We start from the raw sequence: 26,491 nt of genomic DNA, 5'->3' as shown, positions 1-26,491 counted from the left end.
CGAGGCGATCGGTGCTCCGATCTTTGAACCTAGATCCGGCAGTTGGATACGAGCTGAAAAGCGCTAGACCTTCATCGCCAGCGCTTATCCCAGACAGAGAAGGGAGTTTAGCCCTTTGCCCATTGCGAGAGAGGTTGGGGTGAGGGAAGGCAACCGCTGATGGGGCATGCCGCCATTTCGGACATTCAACTGCGGTTTATAAGGTTGAAATCAGGGCGCTATGCCTAGGAGACTCTGAGATGAGAACGATTTCGTATCGAAAATGGATCGATTATGTCGCGGGATTTTTCAGTCTTGCCGCTTGGATCACACTGTTTGGCTCAGGACTGCTGATTTCGTCCGGTCCTTACCGTAGCAAGCTCGCGACCTCATTCAGTTGGACCGATCTTGCCGCTGCCGTTTCTCTTTACACCTATACCAATGTTGCCCTTTTGACCTGTCTTGCCGGTGTGATTGGCGGTGTGTCAAGCCGGTTGACGTTCAGGAAGTTCGAACCGATTTCGGAGACCCAAAGCGAATCTACTCTACCCGATGGCCAGTCGGTTTCGATCAGCATAGCCTATCGGGTCGAGTCTCCCCTCGCCAGCATGTGCCGGAGCTTCTTGGTCTATCTGCTGTACATCGCCGGCTTGGCAATCGGAATTCCCGGTGGAACGGACGCTCTGAGCGATACGAACCCCGCCCAGTATCTAAGAATCGCGGGACTCTTATCCTTGCTGGGGTTCGCCGTCGGTTACGATCCGACCTTATTTCACGCCATCTTGGCCAATATACCCGCGCCAATTAGAAAAAAGACGCGCGAGTAAGCCTTCACACAGCGCAGCGGAAGGCAGGAAAGCCGAAGGTCGCTGCGCTCTCGAATCTCACTTCGTTCCGTCCGAGAACGACACACGTCTTCCATACGGATACGAAATCGCGCCGAGCGGGCCGGCTCAAATCCGCTGGCCGCGCATGTTCCCGACGGTCCGAACAATATATCGGCTATCGTTTTCAGGTCGTCTCATCGCGGCAACGAGCTTCTCCAGCGACTCGATGCGGGTCATCATCTCGGATATGGTCTGATTTACGACATCCGGGATATTGTTGTGGTCGAGATCGGGCCGTTTCGGATTCACAGTGGCGCGATCCCTCGACTGCACGATCCGGCCGGGAATCCCGACCACGGTACGATTCGCCGGCACGTCTTTGACCACGACCGAATTGGCCCCGACCCGCACATTGTCGCCCAGAGTTATGGGCCCGAGTATTTTGGCGCCGGCACCGACCAGAACACCATCGCCTAGAGTCGGATGGCGCTTGCCCTTGTTCCAGCTCGTTCCTCCCAACGTGACGCCGTGGTAAAGCGTGACATCATCGCCGATCTCGGCCGTCTCGCCGATGACGACTCCCGCGCCGTGATCTATGAAAAAGCGGCGACCTATGGTCGCTCCGGGATGAATGTCGATATTGGTCCAAAGCCGCACTAGAAAGGCCAGAAAACGCGCGGCATAGAAAAAACCGCGCCGCCACAGGCGATGACTGATGCGATGTATGAGAATGGCATGCAGACCGGGGTAAGTCGTCAGCACTTCGAAGCGGGTGCGTGCCGCGGGATCGCGGTCGAAAACGCAGTTCACGTCCTCCCGCCATTCCGCGAACAAACTCGGCAACCGGCGTGTCATCTTTCCGCCTCCCGATTTCTGGGGAGAGTCGGCGTTGCGGCCTGAAGTCACATGGGGTACTTGGTCTTTCATGGTCCCGCTACCTCTGGTCTCGCCCCTGCGGCGTTCAACGACTGGAAACCGATTCGTGAAAAATGCCGATAATGGCTTGAAGGCTTGGAGACCCTGCCGCTCGGCGCATGCTTTCTTCTCCAAAAGCATGTGCCGTGCCATGGCAAGACACGATAAAAGCTCTTTCAGATCAAAGACTAATAAGCTTATGCCGATCGAAGTGACTCGTGGCGAACACGACAATCGGCATTCTTTTGTAAGACTTCCTACACATCGGGCTGAGGGATCCGCTTTCACTCCTCGGGTCGCCCTGGGACGCCATGAGTGCTAGCGAATAGGGCACAGGTCTACCTCTTATGGTGCAGTCACGGTAGGCTTCAGAGTTCGCGCCGAACCATTTTGGACGGAGCGGCACTGGATTGGCGCAAGGCTATCAGAGCCGTTTCTTCTAACGCGTAGTGGAACGTTGAGGACTTGACGATCATTCAGGCACATAGCCCAAGCTTAAGAGCTGGCACCAAGATTGCTTGAATACTCACGGCATATCTTATCCTCCACCTCAAGCGAATCTTGAGCTGACCCGGCTTCGGCCGGGTTTTTTATTGGGAAATAAAAAGCCCCCTGTGACGGGGGCGGTTCATCCGTGAACCTGGTTGGCGGGGATATTTTGTTCGGACACTGGTGATGTGGAAATGCGTATTCATACGTATCGCCTACCATTGCCTTTTGTCGGTTTCGATCTACGTTCAATATTCCACATCCAGCCCTAATTCGATAAACCAAATCGTTATCGGCGCGGTTGATCCTTCACCGATCCGACAAGCTATCGATCGTAGGACGTGGTGAGCGAAGCGAACCGTCCTTCGGCCAAGCTTAGGACAGGCCGTTCGACAGGTTTAGGGCAGGCATCATTCGCGGACTTAATTCGTTCCCGAGGGAAGCACTTATTCAGAGCGTCCCTGAGGTCTCGCATCGGCTTGTTTTAACCTCGATGCCAGAAACCATGCACCTTGCTCTTCACCATCCCGGATGAGGCGTGCGATATGTTCGGGAGAGCGGTCGAGCTTGCTTTCGTAGGTAAGGCTTTTTGCCAATTCGACCGACATCTCGATTCTGGGGATGTGATACGGCGCTTCCGGATCATCGGGGAAGGAGCGCGGGATCTTGATCGGCTCCTTGATATCGAACTTCGCCAGAAACTCGTCCTTGAACGCGCCTTCGATAATGAAGTCGTTGATCCGCTCGATCTGGCGCAGACTGTGGAACAAGGAGATGTTGCCGGTCAGCTCGTTGTGCCGGTCGAGGATGTCGTCCGGAGCGACCGGGATTTCGTCTGCTGCAGTCGGATTGATCTTGATCACCCAGATCTCGTTGGGGATATTCCTAGACCCGACGAACCGGGGATCGATCAATGTGGCGATCGGCGGATTATCGGAGAACAGCCCGTCCCAATAAGCCATTCCGTCGATCTGTACGGCCGGGAAGATGCTGGGGACGCAGGCCGATGCCAGAAGATGGTCGATCTTGATCGGCTCGAGGTACGAGCTGAACTTGTGGAGTCTTCCGGTTAACACATTGCAGGCGCCTATGATCAGGATCGGCGGTTCCGGCTGCCGACCTAAGGCGGCGAGTTCGTGAGCGTCGACATGGGCTTCCAGCAAGGCCTTAAGATCCGAGAATTCGCTTCGGATACCGAACGTGGCGGCCTTAAGGGAACCTCGTACCAGCGGAGATGAGGGGCTCAGATGATATTGGGGGATCAGCCCTTTTCCGGCTAAATAAAGAGAATGAATCACGGCGTCGTTGAAAAGCCGCTCCCGGGGGGTTTTGGCGATATTGTCGTCCCAGAAATCCAGTACGCGTTGGCAAAGGGGTTTTTCGTCGCGTTTCATGGCGTACCACAGCAGGAAGCCGCAGATGGCGCCGCCCGACGTTCCGCTGATGCTGACGATATCGAAATGATCTCGTACATTGTTTTCCGCAAGGGCTTTGAAGACGCCGGCGGTAAACGCCGTTTGGCTGCCGCCTCCCTGGCAGGCAATAGCGACTTTGGGTTTCATCGCGAAAACTCCTCCGACATAGCGTCGAGCCGTTAGTGAGCGAGACGATCGACTCCTTACGTCGTGCTCTCCGTTTTGCAGGGAATCGGCTGTGTCGCTGCCTCGTGTTATCTGACTGGATAGGTCGCCAACTGGACCAGTCCCACTAGAACCATCAATCCGGCGATGCTCAACAAAGCGACACGGACACGGAACTTGCTGAAATGCGCGGCGATGCCCGTGAAGAACAGGGCGGCGGAGAAGATAACGGTCGTCAACACGTATTCGTCGCCTTGCTCGTTGGCGGCCCGGGCGCGATTGGAGGCTGCTTCCGCTTCCTGCTCCAGTTCGCTGGCCTGATCCGAAAGTTCCGACCGGTACTCCGGCAGGACGAAGGGCGAACTCGGTGCTGCCGGATTTTCCCATGGCCGGGTAGCCAGCCAGGCTTCGAAGGCCGGCCTGAATTCGGACCGAAACCGCTGCTCGAAAAATATCGCCCGTTCTTTGTCGCCGTCCTCGTAGGCATTGAGCCACTCGATGAAAAGCTGCAGATCGACGGAACGATAAAGATAGGCAAAGGTTGCGGAGCGGAACGACTGAACCCACAGCGTAGCGGACTCGTTGTAGCTGGACGATTGCACGCCGCTCCAGCGTTTGGACTGATATCCGGCCCACGATGAAGCCAGAGCCGCTACCGACAGCAGAATGGCGCTGGCGATATCCAGCCAATATTCGGACGACATCGGCGCCCGGCCTGGTCCATTGGTCTCCTCCGGGGATGCGGACGCCTTGTCGGATCTCGGGCTGTCGTCCTGTGCCATGCATTCTCCCTTACGAAGACTCCATGATCCTTCATATCCATTCAGATGCCGGTTCGGCATTCGATATCTTTTCGACCGGCGAATTCGGCAAGACCGGATTGCTCGCGAAACGCGGCATACGCGCTTTCGATACATTTCGCCGGTCACATCATGCGAAAGAATGCACTCGAGACGTTACGCGATCAATACAGAGAATTACGGGGAAAGCGGATCCTCCCTCCCGGCACACGCTTGATCATGCGCAAGCGCCGTTCCGGGATCGCTTCCTCGGCGGAAAGCCCGGCTGTGTCATATGACTCGATTCTGAGCGATCTGCCGCAGTCAACATCGCGTCACATCGACCTAAGTAGCGCGATGCGCTTACAAACCGCGATTGGCACGACCATCGCTTCGTACCAACGTCCTGGTTCGATTCAGTCTCGTTTTTGATTATCCCGCCTTCTCCGCACGCTTTCCGCCATGCCGCTAACGGACGACGAAATCCAGCGCATCTACCTGCACACCCGAACTCGGCTCCATGCGTTTTTCAGCAGGCGACTGCAATGTCCCGACACCGCGGCCGACCTGGTTCAGGACCTTTATTTCCGCCTTCCCAAGCTTCAACCGGCACCCTGCACCGGCCAAGAAGTCCGTAACTGGCTGTTTCGCGTCGCCGCCAACCTGTCGCTCGATTACCTGCGCGCGGAACAACGTCACGCCGGCTTACTCGAAGAACACTACAGTGGGAAAAGCGATATCGACGAAGCGGCAACCCCGGAGCAAGCCGCCTCGGCTTTCGAACAACTCCGGGCACTCCAAACGGCGCTCTCCGAGCTTCCCGACCGTTGCGCCGAAATCCTGTATCTGAGCCGGATCGAAGGTTTAACCCACACTGAAATCGCCGCGCGCCTCGGTATCTCCACCAGTCTGGTGGAAAAGGAAGTCGCGCGCGCACTCAACCACTGCCGGCGCGCAACGGACAAAGAAGACCACAGTTGACGCCTCGCTCCGTCCGCGCCCGTGTGGTCGAATGCCGGTCCGTTCGTTATCGTTATAGAGCCCGCCGGAAAATCGTATGAACACGCCGATGAATGAATCCGACGCAAAAGCGCGCGACCGCCTGGAGCAAGAGGCCGTCGCCTGGTACGCCCGCCGAATGTCGGGAAACATGAATGTCGGCGAACGCGACCGGTTCGAGCAATGGCGTGCTCAGAGTCCGGCCCATGACAGCGCTTACCGCAAAATCGAGGAGCTCTGGCGCATGCTCGAGGCGCCGCTCATCGCCGACCGCGCACGCCGCCACGCGGCGAAAAAAGCCGCCGAACCCTCGGCGGCCGACCACGACGAGGTAGCTGCCGTACCCGCAATCGGCCCGGCACCCGGGAAAACGGCGCGCGATCGTGCTACGGGCGCCCCTCGTCGGGCAAGCTCGCTCCGTCGGCGCTTTGGGCTCGCTGCTGCGGCCTCGTTGTTACTCGCGGTGGGAATCGCTTTTTTTCCGGATTATCTTCAGTATCCGCTGGCCGATTACCGCACCCGCATCGGCGAACAAACCGCCGTCCATTTGGCCGATGGCAGCACCGTCTATCTCAACACCGATACCGCCCTGAACGTCCGTCTCGACCTTGAGGAAAGGTCCGTCGCCCTGCTTCGGGGGGAAGCCGAATTCGAAGTCGCGCATGACGGTCTTCGCCCTTTTCGGGTGAAGGCCGGCAACACCGTCATGGAAGCTCTGGGCACCCGCTTCGTCGTTCGTTACGACGGCTCGGTAGGAACGGTCACGCTGCTGGACGGGAAAGTCCGCACCGACCACGTTTCGCCGCGCGGCGAAGCTATCGCCGCCGTCGATCTCAAACCCGGCGAGCGATTGGTATTCGATGAACAGACCTTGGGCGAGATTCAGTCCGTCGACCCGGCATCCGCCGATGCCTGGCGCCGCGGACGTCTGATCATGCATTTCGTGGCGCTGAAAGACGTGATAGCGGAAATCAACCGCTACCGCCGGGGACAGGTCATTCTGTTCAACGACGGCCTCGCTCGGCGCGAAATCAACGTCTCCATCGACATCCGGAATATCGATGCCTGGCTGGACGCCCTGGGTGAGACGCTACCCGTCCGCATCCGCCGCGTAGGCCCCATCGTCCTACTGGAATCCTGATTCCGATCAAAGCGGCTCTTTGCGCCGCGAAAAGATTCCCGGCCTACCTCTGCCCTCCCGGACCATCCGAAACGGAAAACGGCGAGCCCCTGCGACAATCTGCCGCAGATCTTCTTTGAGGATCGCCATGATTCCAGGCGTTCTTGTGAATGCACGCATCCGAAAAACGAGAACGACCGATGAAAAAAAACAACACATCCACTCCGGCGACCGGCACCCGGGAATCAAACCCACAAGACGGAACCTCGCTCGATCCCCTCTTCATGCTGGACAAGACCGCGCAGAGCGCGACACACAAGGCTCGCATCGCCATGGCCTCGGCATTGCTGGCCCTGAGCCTCCCGGCTACGGTTCAGGCTCAGGAGTCCATCACGGCAACCCAGGCGAAGGCGGGGCTGCACCGCTTCGACATCGGCAAGCAACCGCTGTATTCGGCGCTCGCCGCCCTGGCCGAACAGGGCGGCATTCAGTTCGTATACACCGCCGAAATGGTCAAGCGACTCACCTCGCCCGGCGTAAACGGGCAATTCACCATTGAGGAAGCGCTGAAGCGAATTTTGGAAGGCTCCGGTCTCGGCTACCGCTTCAGCCGTTCGAATACGATTACGCTGGAGCGCGAGGCGGTGCCCATCTCGTCGGGCAGCAGCTCAGGGGATACCATCGCCCTCGACAAGATGACCGTGAGTGCAACAGCGGAATACGATCAAGACGATCCGTACAACGAAGACTATGCGGTTCCCAATGCTACTACAGCCACCAAGACCGACACGCCGATCATGGAGACCCCGGCATCGATTCAGGTGGTGCCGCAGCAAGTCTTGAAGGATCAGCAAGCGATAGGTCTGGAGAACGTTGTAAAAAACGTCAGCGGCGTGCAACAGCTCTGGGGTGGCGGAAACTTTTACGATTCATTCATCCTCAGAGGCTTCCCCACCCTCCAACACTTCCGCAACGGCGTCCGTCTGCCCGAACATGCCATTGATTTGGCGAATGTGGAGCGTGTCGAGGTGCTTAAGGGACCTTCCGCCATGCTCTATGGCCGTATCGATCCGGGTGGCATGATCAGCGTCGTAACCAAGCGCCCGCTGGCGACCCCTTATTACTCGATCCAGCAACAATTCGGCTCCTATGATCTGTACCGGACTACCGTCGATGCCACGGGACCGCTCACGGACAACGGAGAGCTGGCCTACCGGTTCAATTTGTCATATCTCGACGCGGGCTCCTTCCGAGATGCCGTCAACCGCGATCGCATTTTTCTCGCTCCTAGCCTGAGCTGGCGACCGGCCGAGGACACCGAGTTCAATCTGAGCTTCGAATATCGCTCGGAAAACGTACCCTATGATTCCGGTTTGCCCGCTCTCAACGGGCGTGTGATCGACGTGCCGATCAGCCGGAACCTAAACCAGCCGATGCGGCAGGATCATATCGAAAGCAAACTCGTCGATTTCAATTGGTCGCACAGATTCGGCGAGCACTGGAAAATCCAGAACGGCGTGGTCGCGCAGTTGGTGGACTATGAGTTCCGCGAACTGCCGACTGCCGAATTCCAGACACGTTTTTCTCTCGAAGATCCATTTCTGCGCCGGGGACTCTATTTCGAGGATTTCAGCCGCGACATGCATACGGTTTATTTGAATCTCACCGGAGAGTTCGAAACCTGGGGCATCCGCCATAAAGTCTTGCTGGGAGGGGACTATTACGACAAGGAAACCAGCTCGAAAGGATTTGCCGCCTTTGCGGGGACGGACGAACAAAGAGAGCGGTTCTTCACCTTCGTCAACGTGTTCGACCGCTCTACCCTTAAGCCGCCCATAGACCTCGCCGCCGCCGAAAACTTACGAAAAACAGCGCCTAACGATTTTGGGTTCTTGGAAGAATCCTGGTACGGCCTTTATTTCCAGGATCAGATCACCTTGTGGGAAAAACTCCATATTCTCGGTGGCGGACGTCATGACTGGACCAGGGTCAAAAATGCCTTTTCCAGCCAGCCGATCCAGGACAGTGACATCAATATCGTGAACACTGAATTCTTCAGTCCCCGCGTCGGGATCGTATATCAACCCTGGTCCTGGCTGTCGATTTACGGAAACTTCGTTGAGTCTTTCGGCGTCAACAACGGCCGCTCGGAAAACAACAAGCCGCTGGATCCCGAAACCGCGACGAATTTCGAGGCCGGGATCAAGACCGAGTGGTTCGGTGGAAAGCTGGTGTCGAACTTCGCTTATTACCATTTGACGAAGGAAAACATTCTGACCCGAAAGGCCGTAGACGTACCCATTCTCTCCACCATCGGGAAGGCCCGGAGCCAGGGCATCGAACTGGACATCGCGGGCGAGGTTTACGATGGCCTGAGCCTGATAGCGACCTACGCCTACACCGATGCCCGCATTACCAAAAACAACGACGGCAACGAAGGCAATCGCCTCCCCAACGTGCCGGAGCATGCAGCGAGCTTTTGGGGAAAATACACTTTTCAGCAGAGCGAACTGCAGGGACTCAGTTTGGGCACGGGCGTATATTTGGCTTCCGCTCGCCAGGCCGATACCGGCAATACTGTGACCCTGCCGGGATATGTGCGATGGGACGCCTACGCCGCTTATACCTTCAATATCGGCGCGACCAGGCTCACCACACAGTTCAATGTGAACAACATTCTCGACAAACGTCATTTCTTCAATGGTGACACGCAGCTGTTCGGCGCGACCGCCTACAAAAATTTCCCGGGCGAACCGTTGACCTTCATGGGTTTGGTGCGCCTGGAGTACTGAGGCGGGATCCTAAAAACACCGTAGTGAAGTTCAGGTAACGCCGAAGGGTTTCCTATCGGACGGTGGGTTCGTAGCTCGTAGCCCGCATGCAGCGCAGCGGAATGCGGGAAGATCCGGACCGCCGCGCTCCCGGATTCCGCATTCGCTCCATCCGGGCTACGGGGACTTGTCACGGGGAACCGGTCCCACTTACTCCCATTCCCCGTATTCGCCTTTCGAAAGAAGTGCAGTAGCCCGCATGAAGCGCAGCGGAATGCGGGGAATAGAAGGCTTCGATCGTCCCCGGATTCCGCATTCGCTTCATCCGGGCTACGGGAGCTTGTCGTGGGAACCCGATCCTGCCTACTCCCATTCGCCGTATTCACCTTTCGAGAGAAGCGGCTGGCTTCCCCAGTCGGCGGGATAAAGACCCGCGGCGACATAACGGTGAAATGTGGAATATGGCCATTCCAGCGGCCGTTTGACCCATCCGTGTTTGACGGGGTTGTAATGGATGTAATCGAGATGATGGGCGAAGTCGGATTCGTCACGGATCGTATGTTCCCAAAACCGGCGTGCACAGAGATCGTACTCGCCGCGGCGGTTTTTCTCGACGGGTACGCCTAATTGGGTGAGGCGGCGGGAAAAAGTGCGCTTGATGAGCCGCCAACGTCCCGAATAATCGTGATCGCCGCTCGGCAAGGTCAAGATCGCGTGCAGATGCTCGGGCAGCACCACCCGGCATCGATCCGAAATGGTTTCCGGCTCCGGGCGTCCCGAACGGCATCGCGCAAGGCTTCGATGTGGTCTACCAAGAGAGACTGGTGTCGATGTTTCAGTGTGAGCGTAAAGAAATACGTCCCACCCGCCACGCGATTCCGCCGATACAAAACCATCGGGTCACCTCGTTGATGCCAGTGAAAGACAAACCGTAGCTGTAGTAGCTGTAGCCCGTATGAAGCGTAGCGAAATACGGGACGTTCGTGGTCCCGGTTATCCCGGATTCCGCGTTCGCTCCATCCGGGCTACGGGCTCGTAACCCGCATGAAGCGCAGCGGAATGCGGGGAAAAGGAACTCGGCAGACCGGAACGAGAGAAAATTTCACTTTTTAATCACTGCCTTAGTCACCGATCGAAAAATTTTTCATCGGACAACGGGGGATTTTCGTTCCTCATACGTCTTATTCGGTAGAGGGGGAGGCGACCGTGTCGAAACCGGACATAGGCCATGGGATACGGCCTCGTCCGTTCTCCGAGTCAAATCGTCATGTCGGCAGGCGGGGGATCTGCGTCTAAAGCGACGGATCGCTGTTGGAACTGCCGACATCCTACGCACATTGAGGTGATTCTAGCCAACGCCAACCATGGCTTCCGGATTAAGGCGTTTTCCGCCGAAATGACGAGACTGGACTTGACTTGGCGGTGCCGCCCCCTCGCCCACGACATCGATGTTTTGCCGTATTCGAGCCGCGAATCGGCTCCTCCACCGGAAAGAAAGGGAGTCTTCCAATGATCAAAGCCACTCAACTGAGCAAGCGGTACGACGGCGTGACGGCGCTGCATGCCCTGGACCTGCACGTCGGCCGCGGAGAAATTTTCTGTCTTCTCGGCCCCAACGGCGCCGGCAAGACCACCACCATCAATCTTTTTCTCGGTTTTCTCGCTCCGGACGGCGGAAAAACCGAAATCAACGGTCTCGAGGTAAGTCGACATCCTCTCGAAACCAAGCGGTATCTCGCCTATATTCCGGAACAGGTCAATCTTTACCGGAATCTGTCCGGCCTCGAGAACCTGGCTTATTTCAGCGCTCTCGCCGGACACGCCTACTCTCGCAGCGAACTCCTGTATTTTCTGATCGAAGCCGGACTGACCAAGGCCGCCGCAAACCTGCCGGTCGGCGCTTATTCCAAGGGCATGCGCCAGAAGGTCGGGATCGCCGCAGCACTGGCCAAGGACGCGCGGGCGCTGCTTCTGGACGAACCCACCTCGGGCCTTGATCCCGCCGCCTCGCACGAATTTTCGCAATCGCTGCGCAAACTGGCCGAGCGCGGCGTTGCCGTTCTCATGACCACGCACGATCTCTACCGCGCCAAGGACGTGGCGTCGCGGGTGGGCATCATGAAACAGGGTCGACTGCTGACCGTCCAGGCTTCCGGCGAACTCAGCCATGCCGATCTCGAAAGCCTTTACCTGGAGCACGTGCAATGAACACCGCATTCCGTGCGACCCTGGTTAAGGAGTTCAAGGAAGTCCGGCGCGACGGGCGCCTCCTGGCCTGCGTGCTGATCGTGTTCTCCCTGGTCGCCGCCGCCGGCGCGGCCGGCTGGCAGCACGGCCGGGACCTGGAGCGGCAGCGGCTCGCGGCGGCGCAGGCGGAACGCGCGCGCTGGCTGGACCAGGGCGAAAACAACCCGCACAACGCCGCCCATTACGGAGTCTATGTATTCCGCCCGCAGAACGCGTTGTCGACACTGGACCCCGGCATCGTCAATTTCGTCGGACAGAGCGTGTGGCTGGAAGCCCATCGTCAGAACGAATCGGTCTACCGCCCGGCCCAGGACGCTACCGCCGCGCAGCGTTTCGCGCCGCTGACGGCGGCCATGGCCCTACAGCTTTTCGGACCGCTGCTGATCATCCTGCTCGGATTCAACGCTGTCGCCGGAGAGCGCGAACAAGGAACGCTGCGCCAGGTATTGAGCCAGGGCGCCGACTTGCGCGGCTGGATTCTGGGCAAGTCCGCTCTGTTGCTGGGCGTGGCGTTGTTCGTTTTGATGCCGGCCGGAATCGCGTCGGTCTTCGCAGGAGACGACCTACCCCTCCTTTGGAGCCGTGCGCTGCCGTACGCGGCGGCTTATTTTCTGTATCTCGCCATATTCGCCGGCCTCACTCTGGCGGTCTCGGCCCGAGCCGAATCGGCGCGGACATCCCTCGCCATCCTTCTAAGCCTGTGGGCCTTCTCGTGCATTCTGGCGCCCCGAGCCGTAGCGAGTATCGCCGAGTCGCTTTACCCGCTGCCCGCCGCGAACGAATGGAGGGCAGCGCTCAAGGCGGACCTAAAAGCCGGACATCTGAGCGAACAAAAGATAAAGGCCGAGTTGATGCGGCACTACGGGGTCGACAAGGTCGAGAATTTGCCGGTGAACTGGCGCGGAGTCCTGATCCAGAGGAACGAAGAAGCAAGCAACGAGGTATTCGACCGCCATTTCGGCCGGATCTTCGATCAGATTCGGCGGCAGGACGAAATCTATCAATGGGGCGCCCTGATTTCTCCTCTGCTCGCCTTGCAAACCCTGTCCATGGCTCTGGCCGGCACCGACTTCGAGCATCACCGCCATTTTCTGCGCGCCGCCGAAGACCACCGGCGCCGCATGCAGTGGATCCTCAACGAGGATTTGAGCCGGCATCTCGAAAAGGATTGGGGCGAATACAAGGCCGGCCCGGAGCTCTGGGGGCGGATTCCGGAATTTCGCTACGAATCGCCTCCGTTCCGCGATCTGGCCGGCCGTTATCGAACCGCCGCGTTCTTGCTGCTGGCCTGGTCGGTCGCCTGCGTGGTCTGGGGAGCCCGCGTCGTTCGCCGGCTCGTGCCTTCGATAACCGATTTCATATGGAAAAAGGAAGAGTCCGATGTGGATCGTCCAGTGGAAGCATGAACTGAAACTTCTGGCGGCGGACCGCCTGGTTTTCGGCCTGGCGGCGGTATTGGCCGGACTGATCGCCTACGGCCTTTACAACGGCATGTCCTGGGCCCGTTTCCAGGAACGGGCCATCGCCTCCGCCCGCGCCGAGGAAAACGAAGCCATCGTCGCGTCGAAACGCCAGGCCGAGCGCGTCCGCAAAGGCGAGGAGCAGGTTTCGTACTGGAACAGCCCGATCGACGTACGCGGCTTCACCTGGGCGCACCTGGTACGCTACGCGGCCAAACCGCCGGCTCCGCTGGCGCCGCTCGCCGTGGGCCAGAGCGATCTCTACCCGTATTTGGTGAAGCTAAACATCAACGCCAAGGCCGGTTTCGCCGACGCCTACGAAACCGTGAATCCGCGCAAGCTGCTGCTGGGGCCGTTCGATCCCGCCTTCGTGATCGTCTATCTGCTGCCCCTGTTTGTTCTGGCGCTCAGCCACGATCTGCTGGCCTCCGAGAAGGAGGCGGGCATTCTCGGCCTGCTCGCCGCCCAGCCGGTTTCCCTGAGGCGGCTCCTGTCGTTCAAGATCGGCTTTCGTCTGGGATTGCTTCTGCTCCTGACGGCGGGTCTGCTGCTCATCGCCGTAGCAGTCGCCGGAATCGACCCCCGCCAACCCGGAGTCGGCTGGCGCCTCGTCAGCTGGTTCGGGATCGTGTTCGCCTATTGCGGATTCTGGTTCGCGCTGGCGATGCTCGTCGTCAGCCTTGGCTGGCGCTCCGCCACCAATGCCGCGGTCCTCGCCGCTTCGTGGTTGACGGTGGTGATTCTCGTGCCGGCGGGCGTGAACATGTTCCTCGCCGCAGCATACCCGATGCCGAACCGAATGGACTACATCGTGCGCTTGCGGGATGCGGCCGACGACATTCGCAAAGCCACGGACGAAATCGCCGAGGGCTTTTTCGCCGACCACCCGGAGCTGCGACCGGACGCGGAAAGCGCGGACGATGAATCGAAATGGGTTCTAGGCCAGCTCGAACTGGATCGGCGCATGCAGGCGGCGGTCGCCGAATTCACCGATGCGCTGCAGCACCAGCAGGATCTCGCCGAGCGCCTCAAGTTTTTCTCGCCGGCTCTGCTGACGCAGAGTGCATTTTTGGAGCTGACCGGTACCGGCCTGGCCCGACACCGCCAATTCCTCGCCCAGATCGATGCCTACCACGCCGAACTGCGGGATTTCTTCAATCCCAAGCTGATCCGCGGGGATTTCGCTTTCGATGCGTTCGACGACATTCCCCGCTTCGAATACCGGGAGGAGTCCGCCGGCGATCTCGCGGGACGGGTCGGGACGGATCTGCTCGGACTGGCCGCTCCGGCGCTGCTCATGGGGTGGCTGGCATCGATTGCGGTTCGGCGCTACCGGGTGGCCGGTTCCTGAAACCGAAGGTCTTCTCATCGGCTCCGATTGTTGCCCGGATTAGAGCATGTTCCGATTCGGTAGGTCGGAAACCTTTCCCGGCGCAAAACGCGGCCAAAGCATGCCTGAATCGCCTCATGCGAACCGAAGAGCGGCTGGTCGAGCCCATACTGTGGGCGATCGATCGCACTCGAAAAAATGACCATCAGCGCCGAAGCTGAGGAGTCTGATCCCAGCGATCCGTACAGTGAGGACTACCCTGTCCGCCGCGCCACCGCTGCCACCAAGACCGATACGCGCGTGATGGAAACGCCGGTATCGACACAAGTCGTACCGTGGGTAGTCATGAACGACCAGAAAACGCTAAGGATCAAGGATGCGCTAGAGAATGTCAGCGGCGTACGACCGCAGCGGAGCCCGGGATTCGGAAATGCCTATATCATCCGTGGCTTTCCCACCGGTTCCCGTATCTATCGCAATGGGTTGGGGCTAATAAACGGCTTTGGCGGACTGTCAACCGATCTCGACACTGCCAATCTGGAAAGCATCGTGGTCCTCAAAGGCCCGGAGGCCATGCTGTTCGGCCGGATCGAGCCGGGCGGCCTGATCAACGTCACCACCAAGCGCCCATTGGACGAACCCTATTACGCGCTGGAACAACAGTTCGGCTCGTATGATTATTACCGCACCCTATGGGACGCAGGCGGTCCCGTCACACAGGACCGTTCCCTGCTTTACCGCTTCTCCGGAGCGTACCAAAGCAATAATTCGTTCTGGGACTTCGTTTCGCTGGACCGCGTGATCGTCAATCCGAGCGTAACCTGGCGGATTAACGACAGAACCGAATTGACGCTCAACGTCGAGGGATTCAACCAGGATTACTGAGCGGATTCCTGTCTTCCCGTGTCTTCCCGCGATTGGGAAACAGCGGGATTAAACCGGGCTGCGTGGTCGAGATACGCGATGCCGGGGACCATCTGGAAATTTACCCGCTGCCGGCCGATCCGGTCGCCGCCTTTCGTGGATCGCTGAAGAGCGAAACTTCACTGGCGGATGGCCTGATCCGCGAGCATCGGCCGGAAGTCTCGCGCGATGAAACCGGCTAAGGCCACCTACGTGCTGGATGCCTGCGCTCTACTGCGTCTGGCCCAAGATGAACCGGGCGCAGAGCGAGTCGCCGACATTTTGAGCGAGGCCCAATCCGGCAGCCATCGGGTTCTTTTGCATCAGATCAACCTGGGCGAAGCCGTGTATCGCATCGCCAAGCAATTCAGCTGGTCCGTCGCGGAACGCAAGTATGGTGAAATAGCCTTACTGCCCATAGAGATCATTCCCTTTGACGATGATCTGTTTTGGAAGGCCGTAAAACTCAAGGCGACCTATCCCATATCCTATGCCGATTGTTTCGCAGCAGCCCTTGCGTTGCGGGAGAAGGCGGTTCTACTAAGCAGCGATCCGGAATTCGAGATTCGGGGTGATGCCGCGTCGAGGATAAAAGTGTAAGCCGATCGAAACGCAAGGAAATCCGGGCTCGATCGGCGAGATGAGCTCCCCCGCATTCCGCTGCGCTGCATGCGGGCTGCAGGTTCGGTTCGACGAGCCGGAAGAAGTTGTCGCGGGAGCGGCGTTGTTTGGCGCTTGGTTCGTCTATATGGGTAACGCGATGACGAGCTTCGCGCATCGGTGTTCTTTTGTCTGATCTACTGAAAACGGGAGTGCTCTATGCCTTCATACCGGACCATTGTTTTACTGACCGCGCTGACGGCGATCGGTGCCCAGGCCGGAACCCTGACCGACGGTAAGTGGACCCCCTCGAATTGCGGAACTCAAACCGCCCCGCCGGAGATCGATTCCCGTAGCGTCGAAGGCTATAACCGGAGTCTCAAAGCGGTGCGGGAATGGCAACAGAAAACCCAAGCTTATAACGACTGCGTCGTCAAGGAAGCAAATGCCGACAATGCCGCCATCGCGGAGGCGGCGAACGCCGAGCAGGCTCGTTTCCGAGCCGCGGTCGAACGCATCAGCGCCGAAGCGGCGGCCATCAAAGCCAAACTGGAGCGCCAATAATCCGGAATACCCGGGCATGACCCGTCATGCCTGGGTGCCGATTCGCAGGCGAGTCTAGCTTACCGAGACCGGGTCTTGCTCTTCGCGGGACTCACCGGAATCGGTCCGGCGTTCTGCCCCAAGTCGCGCCCGCTTTAAATCCCGAAATTCGATGCCGTCAACATCGGCCAAGCTCATTTCCAGTCCTGGTTCTACCCGAAAACCGTTCTTCTTTCGTGTCCCGGATGGGTTTTCGCGCTCGTCCGCGCGACGTAATAAGGCCCTTTCCACCCGCCAACCAAACATCCGTGCCGTGGGTTGGTCCGTTTCCCATCGCCCAGAAAGCCACTCCCGCGCCAACCCCGAATTTCATTTGATCGTCACGTCGGAGAGGAATACTCTTTTCACCCCGTGCACATTTTGCGCGGCGAAGTCAATACTAACAACAAGAGGGGAGAACCACGATGCAGAATGTCATGCTTAAAGTGATCGACGCGCTCGCGAAATTCGGCTTAGACAAACTGGAACGGGCGTTGATCTTCGGGCTCGTACTGGTTGTGGCGCTGGCACTGGCTACCGGCACGGTCCAGCTGTCGTAAGCCTGGTTTGCGTTTTTGTTTCGCTGGCTGCACGTTATTTCGGGGGTCATGTGGATCGGGCTGCTCTGGTATTTCAATTTCGTCCAGATTCCGTCGATGCCGAAGATTCCTGACGAACAAAAACCGGCAATCGGCAAAGTCATCGCCCCGGCAGCTTTGTTCTGGTTCCGCTGGGCTGCCCTGTCCACGGTGGTGACCGGACTCATCTTGGCAACCTTGAACGGCTATGTCCTCCAAGCCCTGCTCTTCGGTTATTTCAAAGGCGGACCAGAGACCTACATCGGAATCGGAATGTGGCTTGGCCTAATCATGGCTTACAACGTGTGGAACATCATCTGGCCGAATCAGAAAAAGGCCCTGGGTCTGGTGGAAGCCACGGATGACGAAAAGAAGACGGCAGCGCGGACAGCAATGCTGACCAGCCGTTTCAACACCATGTTCTCGATCCCCATGCTCTATTTCATGGTCGCCGCACAAAATCTGGCGTAAAGGCCCATCAAACGAAAAGGGATTCCGGTCGAACGCCCGGAATCCCTCTTCCCGAATCTCGAGTCCGACGCTGCCTGTACGATCTCGGCCTAAAATTGTTCCCCCGACGATGCCCGAACGTTGGCCTTCAGCAGAAAAAATTTGTAAACCGCAAGGGCACACAGTGCCCCCACGAGAATCCAGGAGTGGCCGATCAGGAAGGACGACATCCCCGTTTTTGCCACTCCTCTAAGCGAAGACAGATACGGCTTGGACACCAAGAGCATCCATGCCCAGGCCGGCACCTGGTAGGCAATGGCTCCCGCAACCCCCCAGTGTAGCGACTTGAGTCCCATCCGCTCTGCGGTTCGGTAGTACCAATAGACGATGCCGAGGGTAAGCAAGATCGAAATGAATAATGGCATATCAGTAGCACCTCGCTGGAATGGTCGGAAAGGGTCGCGACGGAGCCGCGACTCGCACAAGCTCTGCTTGTGCGAAATGGGATTATCCTACCGAGGGGTACAACCGAAAAGAGTGGCGGTATTGTTCTTTTCTCGCGTAGCGCCGCTTGCGTCGAGTTCGGGCGAACGCCACCGGATCAGGATGCCGTCGGCTCCCCGCTCTTGAAGGCACTGAGGACTTCCATCGGTAGCGGAAACACGATGGTCGAGGATCTGTCGCCCGCAACCTCGGTCAGGGTTTGGAGATAGCGAAGTTCGATGGCTCGCGGGGACTGCGCCAGCGTTCGAGCCGCTTCGACCAAACGCTGTGCGGCCTGGAACTCGCCCTCGGCGTGTATCACTTTGGCACGGCGCTCCCGCTCGGCCTCCGCCTGCCGCGCGATAGCCCGCACCATGCTTTCGTCCAAATCGACGTGCTTGATCTCGACATTGGACACTTTGATGCCCCAAGCGTCGGTCTGCTGGTCGAGCACACTCTGGATGTCCATGTTCAGCTTTTCACGCTCCGCCAGCATCTCGTCCAACTCGTGCTGGCCCAGCACCGACCGCAAGGTCGTCTGCGCGAGCTGGCTGGTCGCCTCGAAATAGTTCTCCACCTGGATGATCGCCTTTGCCGGGTCGATCACACGAAAAAAGACAATCGCGTTTACCCGGACCGAGACGTTGTCGCGCGAAATCACGTCCTGCGTCGGAACATCCATCACAATGGTCCTAAGGTCCACTTTGACCATTTGCTGAATGATTGGGATGACGATGAAGAGACCCGGGCCCTTGACCTTGTAGAACCGGCCCAACAGAAAGATGACGCCCCGCTCGTATTCACGCAACACTTTGATCGCCGCTAGCAGGAACATCAACATGATGACGGCGAGGAAAACGACGAAATAGGTGGTGATCATGACTCTAGCTCCTTTCGTTCTTCCAACGGCGTAACGCTAAGGATCAGCCCATCCAGCCCTTGTACCCGGACGCGTTGGCCCTTGCGCACCGGCATCGTGGTCCGCGCCGTCCAGATTTCGCTTCGGACCTGGATTCTGCCTAGATCCTGGAAGTCTTCGAGAGCCGTCCCGACGGCACCGATCATTTCTTCGCGTCCGGTGACGACAGGCTTATGCCGCGATCTCAGAATCAGATTGATAGCGACACCGAAGAACATAAGGCTGGACAGGACGAATGCTGCGATCACCGCCCAACTGAGGCCGGCACCGGGCATCCGTTCGGTGTCGATCAGGATCACGCTGCCGGCGATAAAGGCTGCGATGCCGCCCAATCCGAGGGCCCCAAAGCTTGGCGCGAACGCCTCGGCAATCATCAGACCGATTCCGACGATGATCAGGGCGAGGCCGGCATAATTCACTGGGAGAACCTGAAAAGCATACATCGCGAGTAACAGCGAGATGACGCCCACTGTACCCGGCACGATCGATCCGGGGTTGTACAACTCCAGAATGAGCCCGTACACCCCGATCATCATCAGAATGTAGGCGACATTGGGATTGGTGATAACGGCGAGGAGGCGGCTACGCCAATCGGGATCAATCGTTTCTACGGTCGTCCCGGTCAAATCGAGTGTCACGGTACGGCCGAGCACGTCCACGCGCCGCCCCTGCAACTCGGACAGCAATGCGGGAACATCGGGGGCGACGAGGTCGATGACCTGCATCTTCAGCGCTTCCTCAGCGGTAAGACTGGCCCCTTCACGCACGGACTTCTCGGCCCATTCGGCGTTTCGGCCCCGAAGGTGAGCGAGGCCGCGCAGATAAGCCACCGCGTCGTTGACCATCTTTTTGGCCATGGCATCCCCGGAGTCGCGCGGCGTTTCCTGCTCGTCTTTTTCCGCAGGTCCCGGCCTGTCATCGTTTCGTCCCGGCGCACCGATGGCGACCGGGGTGGCCGCTCCGAGATTGGTGGCGGGCGCCATGGCGGCGATGTGGCTGGCATACAAGATATAAGTCCCGGCGCTGGCTGCTCGGGCTCCACTCGGCGCGACATAGGTCGCGATCGGTATGCGCGAAGCGAGGATCATTCGGATGATTTCGCGCATCGCTGTGTCGAGACCGCCCGGCGTATCCATTCGGATAATCGCCAGAACCGCGTTGCGGGCCTCGGCGTCTTTCAGCGCGCGATCGACGTAATCGCTGGTAGCGGGCCCTATAGGGCCGTCGATCGTCAACTGCGCGACCACCTTCGGCTGCGAAGTCGGAGGTTCTGGCGCCTGCTGCGCTTCACCGGCAATCCCCGCCAGTAGCCATAACCCGATGAAGGCGACGATGATAGTTCGCAACATCTGTTCTCCGCGACTCCCGGTAAATGTGTTCGAACCTCCCGAGGCGGAGGTCGTGGGCAAGCGTTCGGCGCCAACGCGAGCCTGCGAAAGCCGATCCCGGTAGATCTCCAACCCTTCGACTAAGCTCAGCTCGTTGCCCGCATGCAGCGCAGTGGAATGCGGGAGATCGAGGATCGGTTTGTCCCGAATTCCGCATTCGCTCCATCCGGGCTACGGGGCTAAGCTCAGGACAGGCCCTTCGACGTGGCTCAGGACAGGTCCGAGGAAAAAGGCTCAGGGCGAATGGCCTACCGAGCCCGGCTCCAAGACCGATGCTTCTCCTCCTCTGACCCCCTTATACCGCTAACGGTTCTCGCACGGCAAATGCGCCGTACCCGAGGCACAGCGTGCGAACAGCCCGAAAGTCGTCGGGCCGTAGGGTTCCTGAGTAAACGGCCGAGCCGAGTCTTCAGGTCTCGGGCAAGTCCGTATATTGATAAATCGGATGAATCAGCGTCTCGGGTGGAAGACGAATGAGTTCCTTGATGATGCCATCGGTGAGGCCGTAAACGCATCCGTGCAGAACCGGGCGTAGGTGGCGCTTCCAGGAGTGCTGAATCACCGAGGTGTGGGCGAGATTCTGAATCTGTTCTATGACATTGAGCTCCACCAGCCGGTCCGCCCTCTCCTGGTCGCTCTGAAGCGCGTTGATTTCGCCTTGATGCAGCCGATAGACGTCCTTGATATGCATCAGCCATTTGTTGACGATCAAGAGTTCCGAACGTTGCGGGCTCAAGGCTGCCTTGACGCCGCCGCAATTGTAATGTCCGCACACGATCACGTGGCTGACCTTGAGCACGTCGACGGCGTATTGAATCACGCTCAGGCTATTGAAATCAGTGGTGATGATCTGATTAGCGATATTTCGATGCACGAAAATCTCGCCGGGCTGGGCATTGACGATGATCTCCGCCGGAACCCGGCTGTCGGAACAGCCGATCCAGAGGATATCCGGTGTCTGGGCCTTAGCGAGACGTGAAAAATACCCTGGGTCCCGAATCCTCTGTTCTTCGGCCCAAGCTTTGTTTTCCAGCAATAACTTCTCGAAAGGTCTCATGTTTTCCTCCTCAAACGGTTGTTGTTCGCCGTTTCAGGGCAATCGACCCGTCGAAACGTCGATGCTGCGTTTTCGATTGCGTTCGCGGCCGAGAGGTCATGGTCTCACCGCCTGAGACCGTCATTTGATGTTCGGGTGCTCATTCTTCGAGTCGACTACCCGATCTTGCGCGGATATTCCGTTCGTCCCACGCATGGCCACCAAGGAATGATGGGCGCTTGCCGTCTTTTCCGACATCAATAAAGGTACGGCGGCGACGACATTCGCAAGGACCATTGCGGGAGCATGCTTCAAGCGTCCGGGCCATGCAGCAAGAGCCGAAGAAAATGAGCCGCTCTCCCGATCGGACGAAGTGGCCGATAAAGCTTCGTGCGCGCCGTACCGTTCCCACGGGGCAGACTTCAGCCACGCCATTCCGCTCCCGGTTAGCAGCAGAAACACACAGCCGCCCAGATTCACGGCCGCGAGTACTGCGACCCCGTGACCGAATTGATCCAGCATCATGCCGCCAACATAAGAAAGAGCCATGGTCACAATGAAAATCGGCAGTGACTGCTGCCCCATTTGGATAATGGCCTTCGCGAGTCTAGACTGCAGCCAATGCTCCCGATTCCGGAGGAACATCGTGACCAGATAGGCCAAAGCGAGGAAATGGACCAACCGTAATGGTCCGAAATGAGTCTTGTCCAGCAACGGCTGTAAAGTTGCATGAAGCTGAATCAGGAATTCGGTGGGGCGCAACGCCGGCTCGGGCCCTAGCGGCAAAACCAGAATCACGAAGGAAACGCACATCGCCGCCAGCCATGGTCCGTGCTGGGGCGGTTTCAGCCAGCCGGAGCCGAAAGCGAACCCGGTAAAAAACATCAGCTGCCATCCGAAAGGATTGAAAAACCAAGGCCGATCGCTGTGCAAATCCGCCGAGAGTTCCAACCCGTACTGCCACATCGCGGTATAAACGCCGACAGGGAAAGCCAGGGCGAGCGCGAGGTGGATGCGGGACAAGCCCCACACCACCGGTATCCACAACATAACCACCAGGTACATCGGCAGAATATCGAAATAATTCGGAACATAACGTAAGGAAACGAGTCCGAGGAGTGCCTCCTGGGTGTCATCGAAAAAATATCGGATATTCAGGCGGTGGATATAATCTGGCTCCCCGAAAACGGTATTGCCCAACACGCAAATGACCGCAAGAAGCATGAATAAGAAGAGGTGGGCGCCGTAGATTTGGGCACAGCGGTGAAACACCCGAACGCTGCCAAGCCATAATCCGGCGGTGCGGAAACTGCGGCCGTAGGCAATAGCCGCGGCATAACCTGAAAGAAACACGAAGATCTCGGCAGCGTCACTCAGACCGTAACGGGAAGGCGTGAAGAAAAGAAGTTCGTTGGCGGGAATGTGGTTGATAAAAATGATCAGCAGGGCGAGACCGCGAAAAAAATCGAGCGTCAGGTTTCGTTGTTGTTGGTTTTGTCCGGCCATCGGAACCTCAATCTGTCAACAAAATATATGCGCGGGCTCCACGCTGACCTCGACACTCAACGCTTAGCGCTCCTTCGGCGCGGCCGCGATAACCAACCATTATATAGTGCGAACCTTTCACAAACCTTTCACGCCTGTTCAATATATGAGAATCCTGCTCGTAGAAGATGACACCGTTCTGGCCGATGGGCTGACCCATGTGCTCGGCCAATCCGGCTACACGGTCACCACGGCGCCGTCAGGCGCCTATGCCGAATCCGCGCTGCTTACTCAAAATTTCGATTTGGCCATTCTCGACCTGGGCCTTCCAGACATGGAGGGCTGTGAACTATTGAGACGATTGCGGGCCCGGAAAAATTCCATACCTGTACTGGTCTTAACTGCGCGCGATGCCCTCGAGGACCGCATCAAAGGCCTCGAATGGGGCGCGGACGATTACATGGTCAAACCTTTTGATCTCCGTGAGTTGGAAGCACGCATCCACGCCCTGCTCCGACGCCGCTACGGAGGATTCGGCGAACTCAAGGTTGGGAGATTGGTTCTGGACACCCAGAATCGCCAATTGATGGTGGACGGCGAACCGATCATCCTGTCCGCCCGGGAATATGGCGTGCTCGAAGCGCTCTTGATTCACGCCGGACGGGTCGTTAGCAAGGATCGTATCGCCCAGCGCCTATCGGCAGGAAACGAAGAACTGGGCGACAATGCGATCGAAGTCTACATCCACAGGCTGCGCAAGCGTATGGAAACATTCGGCGTGAAAATCCGGACCGTTCGCGGCCTCGGCTACTTGTTGGAAAAAGACATCGATGGCTAGAGTCCAAAGTCTCCGGACCCAGTTTCTGTTGCGCTTAGCGGTGCCTCTCGCGCTCTTCGTGGTGCTCGACGCCATGGCTTCCTACTACATCGCGCTACACTACGCCAACGCTGCTTATGATCGCTGGCTGCTCGACTCGGCGCGCTCGCTGGCGCAGGAGGTCAAAGCCCAGCACGGGAAGCTGACCTTCGAGCTGCCCCCCTCCGCACTGGAGATTTTCCAATGGGACGAGGTGGATCAAACGTTTTTTAAAATAGAATCGCCCCACCGTGGATTCCTGGCCGGGGACCATCGCATCCCGCCGCCGCCGGACCTCGCCTCCGTTCGCGAACAGCCCCTGTATTTCGACAGCGCGATCCGGGGACAGAGGGTCCGCGTGGTTTCCATGCTCACCGCGCCGAAGGACAGTTCCGAGGAGGTTTTGGTCCAAGTGGCCGAGACCGTCAGGAAAAGGCGAAGCATGATGACGGATATTCTCCTGGCCGAACTGGTACCACAACTCCTGCTGGTCTGCATAGCGGGATCGTACATCTGGCTGGGCATCAACCGCGGACTGCGGCCTTTGAACACCCTGGCTCGCGAAATCGCCCAACGTTCGCCGCGCGATCTCACACCCATCCCGGACACGCGCGTGCCCCAGGAAGTGCTTACACTGACCCGTACCATCAACGATTTGCTCGCGAGGCTGTCCACGGCCATGGCCGCCCAACAGCGCTTCATCGCCAACGCCGCGCATCAACTCCGAACCCCACTGGCGGGACTGAAAGTCCAGGCGGAGCGCGCGTTGCGGGAAACCGACCTCGCGAGCATGCGCCCTGCCCTCGCCCAGATCCGGAACGGCGCCGACCGAGCGTCGCGATTGAGCACTCAGCTCTTGGCGTTGGCACGCTCGGAAACCGCCTTGGGCGGCTCGCACCCCGCTTCGCGCGTGGACCTCCACGCCGTGGCGAGAGACACATGCATGGATTGGGCCCCCAAAGCGCTGCAACGCAATATGGATCTGAGTTTCGAAGGTAGTCCTCGGCCGGTGTTGGTTCAGGGCGACGAGACCTTGCTTCGCGAGGCGCTCAACAATCTTCTCGACAACGCCATCCGCTACGGACGCGATAACGGGCAAATCGTGGTACGAGTCGCTGCCAGTCCCAAGCCGACTCTGGTTGTGGAAGACGACGGACCGGGCATTCCGGAGTCGGAGGCGGATCGGATTTTCGAAAGGTTCTACCGCCCTCCCGGCAGCCCCGGCGACGGCTGCGGGCTAGGACTCGCGATCGTCAAAGAGATTGCCGAGCAGCACGGCGCGCGTGTGCGCTTGTCGCGTTCCGAACTGGGCGGAGCACGGATCGAAATTCTTTTTTGATGCCGCTCGAATATCGGAGCCAGCCTCGGGCCGGTCACTCCTCATACAAATAGAGCACCGTCGAGTTGAGCAGATAGATCGTGAACAATCCCAGGCTGATCCACCCCACGGTCTTGAGCACGCGGGTTTGCGGACGATACAGGATACCCACGATGGTGAGACCGGTCATGATCACTGCCGACATGGCCGACGCACCATGTATCACCGAAACATAAGATAACAAGGGCCCTGGTTGGTAAAGCAGATCGTCTATCGCGACGATCACGATATTGAAAAGATTGCTGCCCAACAGATTGGCGATCGCCATATCGAGCGCCCCGATCCGCAAAGCCCCCAAAGTGACCGAGAGTTCGGGCATCGAAGTCACGACGGGGACCAGCAGCGTGCCGACAAAGGATGTGTGCCATCCCATGGTCGACGACAGTTCGGTCGCTATGAACGGCATCCGAACCCCGGCAATAACGACAACCACCACCGCCAATCCATAACCCACGATGGCGCGGCGCAGCGACAGGTCAGCATAGCGATCGGTTACGTCTTCAGCGTATTCGATCATCTGCTGCTTCTCGTAAAGAAAAATGGAACGCATGGCGATCACATACAGCAACACAATGACCGGCGAATAAATCCCGACATGCCCAATTGCCCAACCGTTTCTCTGGCCCAGGAGAACATTGAAGCCGACCAGGCCGATCATGATCACGCAGAAACCCGCGGAAAGAACATGACCCTGGCTGGCGCGACGATAAATCGATTCCTTGCGGTGAAGAAAATCGATTATGACCAGAAACGTCAGATTGAACACGCAAGCGCCAAGGATATTGCCCACGGCGACGTTCGGAACCTCCGCCAGAGCGACCGAGCTTAACCCAGTGATCAACTCGGGCAAGGACGTCGCCGTGGCGAGCATGATCAGTCCGATCCAGTTCCCCGAAAGTCCAGTCTTGTCCGCGATGACATCGCCGTACAACGAAAGCTTCGTTCCGGCATAGGCGATCAAGACAAAGCAGACGGCGAACTCCGTCCAAACATTGAGAATCATGGGCTATCGATTGATGTTTCGCCGATTGATGTTTCGCGCGAGTTTACGAGAGCCATTCCGGAAAGCCCCAACGCTTACGCCGCACAAAGCCATCTTCGAAGCCACGGGGCAAAGTCCTTGCCATAGACGCCCGAGTATAGCGTCTTTTGAGAAGGCTCCGATCGATTGTACTCGAGCCGCAACCCAAAGCGGCCACAATACTGAAGCTTCCGAATCTTGGCGGCGCACGGCCGGACAGAAAACAGCGGGTTGCCCCACAGCATCGCAATCCGTCTCTTCTCTGCTTCTATCTAGTGGCCGGCGTTCCCCACATAAGTAATATTCCATAGAGACC

Annotated in this window: 24 protein-coding genes and 1 pseudogene; 15 read left to right on the top strand and 10 right to left on the bottom strand. The window is 58.3% G+C overall.

Features of this window, described 5'->3' with window-relative positions:
- Positions 1 to 239: 239 nt before the first annotated feature.
- The gene (locus tag QEN43_RS19820; protein WP_026609967.1) at positions 240 to 806 is read left to right on the top strand and encodes a hypothetical protein; all 567 of its coding nucleotides are present in this window, start codon (positions 240 to 242) and stop codon (positions 804 to 806) included.
- Between the two features lie 126 nt (positions 807 to 932).
- On the opposite strand, the gene cysE is transcribed toward QEN43_RS19820, so the two are convergent.
- The 3 genes from cysE to QEN43_RS19805 all read right to left on the bottom strand — a co-directional run bounded on the left by cysE (position 933) and on the right by QEN43_RS19805 (position 4,572).
- Positions 933 to 1,661, bottom strand: a complete 729-nt coding sequence (cysE, locus tag QEN43_RS19815; protein ID WP_396662821.1) for a serine O-acetyltransferase — start codon at positions 1,659 to 1,661, stop codon at positions 933 to 935.
- 995 nt (positions 1,662 to 2,656) lie between these two features.
- Positions 2,657 to 3,772, bottom strand: coding sequence for a patatin-like phospholipase family protein (locus QEN43_RS19810; protein ID WP_317963540.1), 1,116 nt, complete (start codon positions 3,770 to 3,772; stop codon positions 2,657 to 2,659).
- Positions 3,773 to 3,879: 107 nt separating this feature from the next.
- Positions 3,880 to 4,572, bottom strand: coding sequence for a hypothetical protein (locus QEN43_RS19805; RefSeq protein ID WP_317963539.1), 693 nt, complete (start codon positions 4,570 to 4,572; stop codon positions 3,880 to 3,882).
- Between the two features lie 459 nt (positions 4,573 to 5,031).
- On the opposite strand from QEN43_RS19805, the gene QEN43_RS19800 reads away from it, so the two are divergent.
- The 3 genes from QEN43_RS19800 to QEN43_RS19790 all read left to right on the top strand — a co-directional run bounded on the left by QEN43_RS19800 (position 5,032) and on the right by QEN43_RS19790 (position 9,480).
- On the top strand, positions 5,032 to 5,550 hold the full coding sequence (locus QEN43_RS19800; RefSeq protein WP_317963538.1) for an RNA polymerase sigma factor: 519 nt from the start codon (positions 5,032 to 5,034) through the stop codon (positions 5,548 to 5,550).
- Between the two features lie 76 nt (positions 5,551 to 5,626).
- A complete protein-coding gene (locus tag QEN43_RS19795) occupies positions 5,627 to 6,709 on the top strand; it encodes a FecR family protein (protein WP_317963537.1) in 1,083 nt (360 codons plus the stop codon).
- A 179-nt stretch (positions 6,710 to 6,888) separates the two neighbouring features.
- Positions 6,889 to 9,480 carry a TonB-dependent siderophore receptor gene (locus QEN43_RS19790; protein ID WP_317963536.1) on the top strand — a complete coding sequence of 864 codons (2,592 nt, stop codon included), beginning with the start codon at positions 6,889 to 6,891 and terminating at the stop codon, positions 9,478 to 9,480.
- Positions 9,481 to 9,822: 342 nt separating this feature from the next.
- On the opposite strand, the pseudogene QEN43_RS19785 reads toward QEN43_RS19790, so the two are convergent.
- Positions 9,823 to 10,355, bottom strand: a pseudogene (locus tag QEN43_RS19785) (REP-associated tyrosine transposase).
- 613 nt (positions 10,356 to 10,968) lie between these two features.
- On the opposite strand from QEN43_RS19785, the gene QEN43_RS19780 reads away from it, so the two are divergent.
- The 9 genes from QEN43_RS19780 (at position 10,969) to QEN43_RS19740 (ending at position 17,630) form a co-directional block, all read left to right on the top strand.
- Positions 10,969 to 11,667, top strand: a complete 699-nt coding sequence (locus QEN43_RS19780; protein WP_026609960.1) for an ABC transporter ATP-binding protein — start codon at positions 10,969 to 10,971, stop codon at positions 11,665 to 11,667.
- On the top strand, positions 11,664 to 13,112 hold the full coding sequence (locus QEN43_RS19775) for an ABC transporter permease (RefSeq protein WP_051331560.1): 1,449 nt from the start codon (positions 11,664 to 11,666) through the stop codon (positions 13,110 to 13,112). Before QEN43_RS19780 ends, QEN43_RS19775 begins: the two co-directional genes overlap by 4 nt.
- A gap of 148 nt (positions 13,113 to 13,260) precedes the next feature.
- A complete protein-coding gene (locus QEN43_RS19770) occupies positions 13,261 to 14,517 on the top strand; it encodes a DUF3526 domain-containing protein (RefSeq protein ID WP_396662819.1) in 1,257 nt (418 codons plus the stop codon).
- Between the two features lie 177 nt (positions 14,518 to 14,694).
- Complete coding sequence (locus QEN43_RS19765) at positions 14,695 to 15,381, top strand: TonB-dependent siderophore receptor (protein WP_026609958.1); 687 nt, start codon at positions 14,695 to 14,697, stop codon at positions 15,379 to 15,381.
- Positions 15,382 to 15,443: 62 nt separating this feature from the next.
- Positions 15,444 to 15,602: a hypothetical protein gene (locus tag QEN43_RS19760; protein WP_156912694.1), complete on the top strand. Its 159-nt coding sequence runs from the start codon at positions 15,444 to 15,446 to the stop codon at positions 15,600 to 15,602.
- Complete coding sequence (locus tag QEN43_RS19755) at positions 15,589 to 15,999, top strand: type II toxin-antitoxin system VapC family toxin (protein ID WP_026609957.1); 411 nt, start codon at positions 15,589 to 15,591, stop codon at positions 15,997 to 15,999. Before QEN43_RS19760 ends, QEN43_RS19755 begins: the two co-directional genes overlap by 14 nt.
- Before the next feature lie 219 nt (positions 16,000 to 16,218).
- On the top strand, positions 16,219 to 16,563 hold the full coding sequence (locus QEN43_RS19750) for a hypothetical protein (protein ID WP_026609956.1): 345 nt from the start codon (positions 16,219 to 16,221) through the stop codon (positions 16,561 to 16,563).
- Positions 16,564 to 17,006: 443 nt separating this feature from the next.
- A complete protein-coding gene (locus tag QEN43_RS19745; RefSeq protein WP_268870464.1) occupies positions 17,007 to 17,141 on the top strand; it encodes a hypothetical protein in 135 nt (44 codons plus the stop codon).
- Positions 17,142 to 17,189: 48 nt separating this feature from the next.
- On the top strand, positions 17,190 to 17,630 hold the full coding sequence (locus tag QEN43_RS19740; protein WP_084161822.1) for a urate hydroxylase PuuD: 441 nt from the start codon (positions 17,190 to 17,192) through the stop codon (positions 17,628 to 17,630).
- 89 nt (positions 17,631 to 17,719) lie between these two features.
- Here QEN43_RS19740 and QEN43_RS19735 read toward each other — a convergent pair whose 3' ends face one another.
- From QEN43_RS19735 to QEN43_RS19715, 5 genes are all read right to left on the bottom strand, one after another.
- Positions 17,720 to 18,034 carry a hypothetical protein gene (locus QEN43_RS19735; protein WP_036268112.1) on the bottom strand — a complete coding sequence of 105 codons (315 nt, stop codon included), beginning with the start codon at positions 18,032 to 18,034 and terminating at the stop codon, positions 17,720 to 17,722.
- A gap of 176 nt (positions 18,035 to 18,210) precedes the next feature.
- Positions 18,211 to 18,972: a slipin family protein gene (locus QEN43_RS19730; protein WP_026609954.1), complete on the bottom strand. Its 762-nt coding sequence runs from the start codon at positions 18,970 to 18,972 to the stop codon at positions 18,211 to 18,213.
- Positions 18,969 to 20,360 carry an NfeD family protein gene (locus tag QEN43_RS19725; RefSeq protein WP_026609953.1) on the bottom strand — a complete coding sequence of 464 codons (1,392 nt, stop codon included), beginning with the start codon at positions 20,358 to 20,360 and terminating at the stop codon, positions 18,969 to 18,971. Before QEN43_RS19725 ends, QEN43_RS19730 begins: the two co-directional genes overlap by 4 nt.
- Before the next feature lie 448 nt (positions 20,361 to 20,808).
- Positions 20,809 to 21,456, bottom strand: coding sequence for a carbonic anhydrase (locus QEN43_RS19720; RefSeq protein ID WP_026609952.1), 648 nt, complete (start codon positions 21,454 to 21,456; stop codon positions 20,809 to 20,811).
- Between the two features lie 120 nt (positions 21,457 to 21,576).
- Complete coding sequence (locus QEN43_RS19715) at positions 21,577 to 22,941, bottom strand: OpgC family protein (RefSeq protein ID WP_317963533.1); 1,365 nt, start codon at positions 22,939 to 22,941, stop codon at positions 21,577 to 21,579.
- A gap of 145 nt (positions 22,942 to 23,086) precedes the next feature.
- Between QEN43_RS19715 and QEN43_RS19710 the strand changes: the two genes are divergently transcribed.
- Together QEN43_RS19710 and QEN43_RS19705 are read left to right on the top strand one after the other, a co-directional pair.
- Entirely contained in the window at positions 23,087 to 23,758 is a 672-nt protein-coding gene (locus QEN43_RS19710; RefSeq protein ID WP_317963532.1) for a response regulator, read from the top strand.
- Complete coding sequence (locus tag QEN43_RS19705) at positions 23,751 to 25,115, top strand: sensor histidine kinase (RefSeq protein ID WP_026609950.1); 1,365 nt, start codon at positions 23,751 to 23,753, stop codon at positions 25,113 to 25,115. Before QEN43_RS19710 ends, QEN43_RS19705 begins: the two co-directional genes overlap by 8 nt.
- A 34-nt stretch (positions 25,116 to 25,149) precedes the next feature.
- On the opposite strand, the gene QEN43_RS19700 is transcribed toward QEN43_RS19705, so the two are convergent.
- Positions 25,150 to 26,157, bottom strand: coding sequence for a sodium:calcium antiporter (locus QEN43_RS19700; RefSeq protein ID WP_026609949.1), 1,008 nt, complete (start codon positions 26,155 to 26,157; stop codon positions 25,150 to 25,152).
- Positions 26,158 to 26,491 lie beyond the last annotated feature (334 nt).

This window comes from Methylocaldum szegediense (assembly GCF_949769195.1).
Lineage (GTDB): Bacteria > Pseudomonadota > Gammaproteobacteria > Methylococcales > Methylococcaceae > Methylocaldum > Methylocaldum szegediense.
This window is presented reverse-complemented; position numbering and strand designations above follow the sequence as displayed.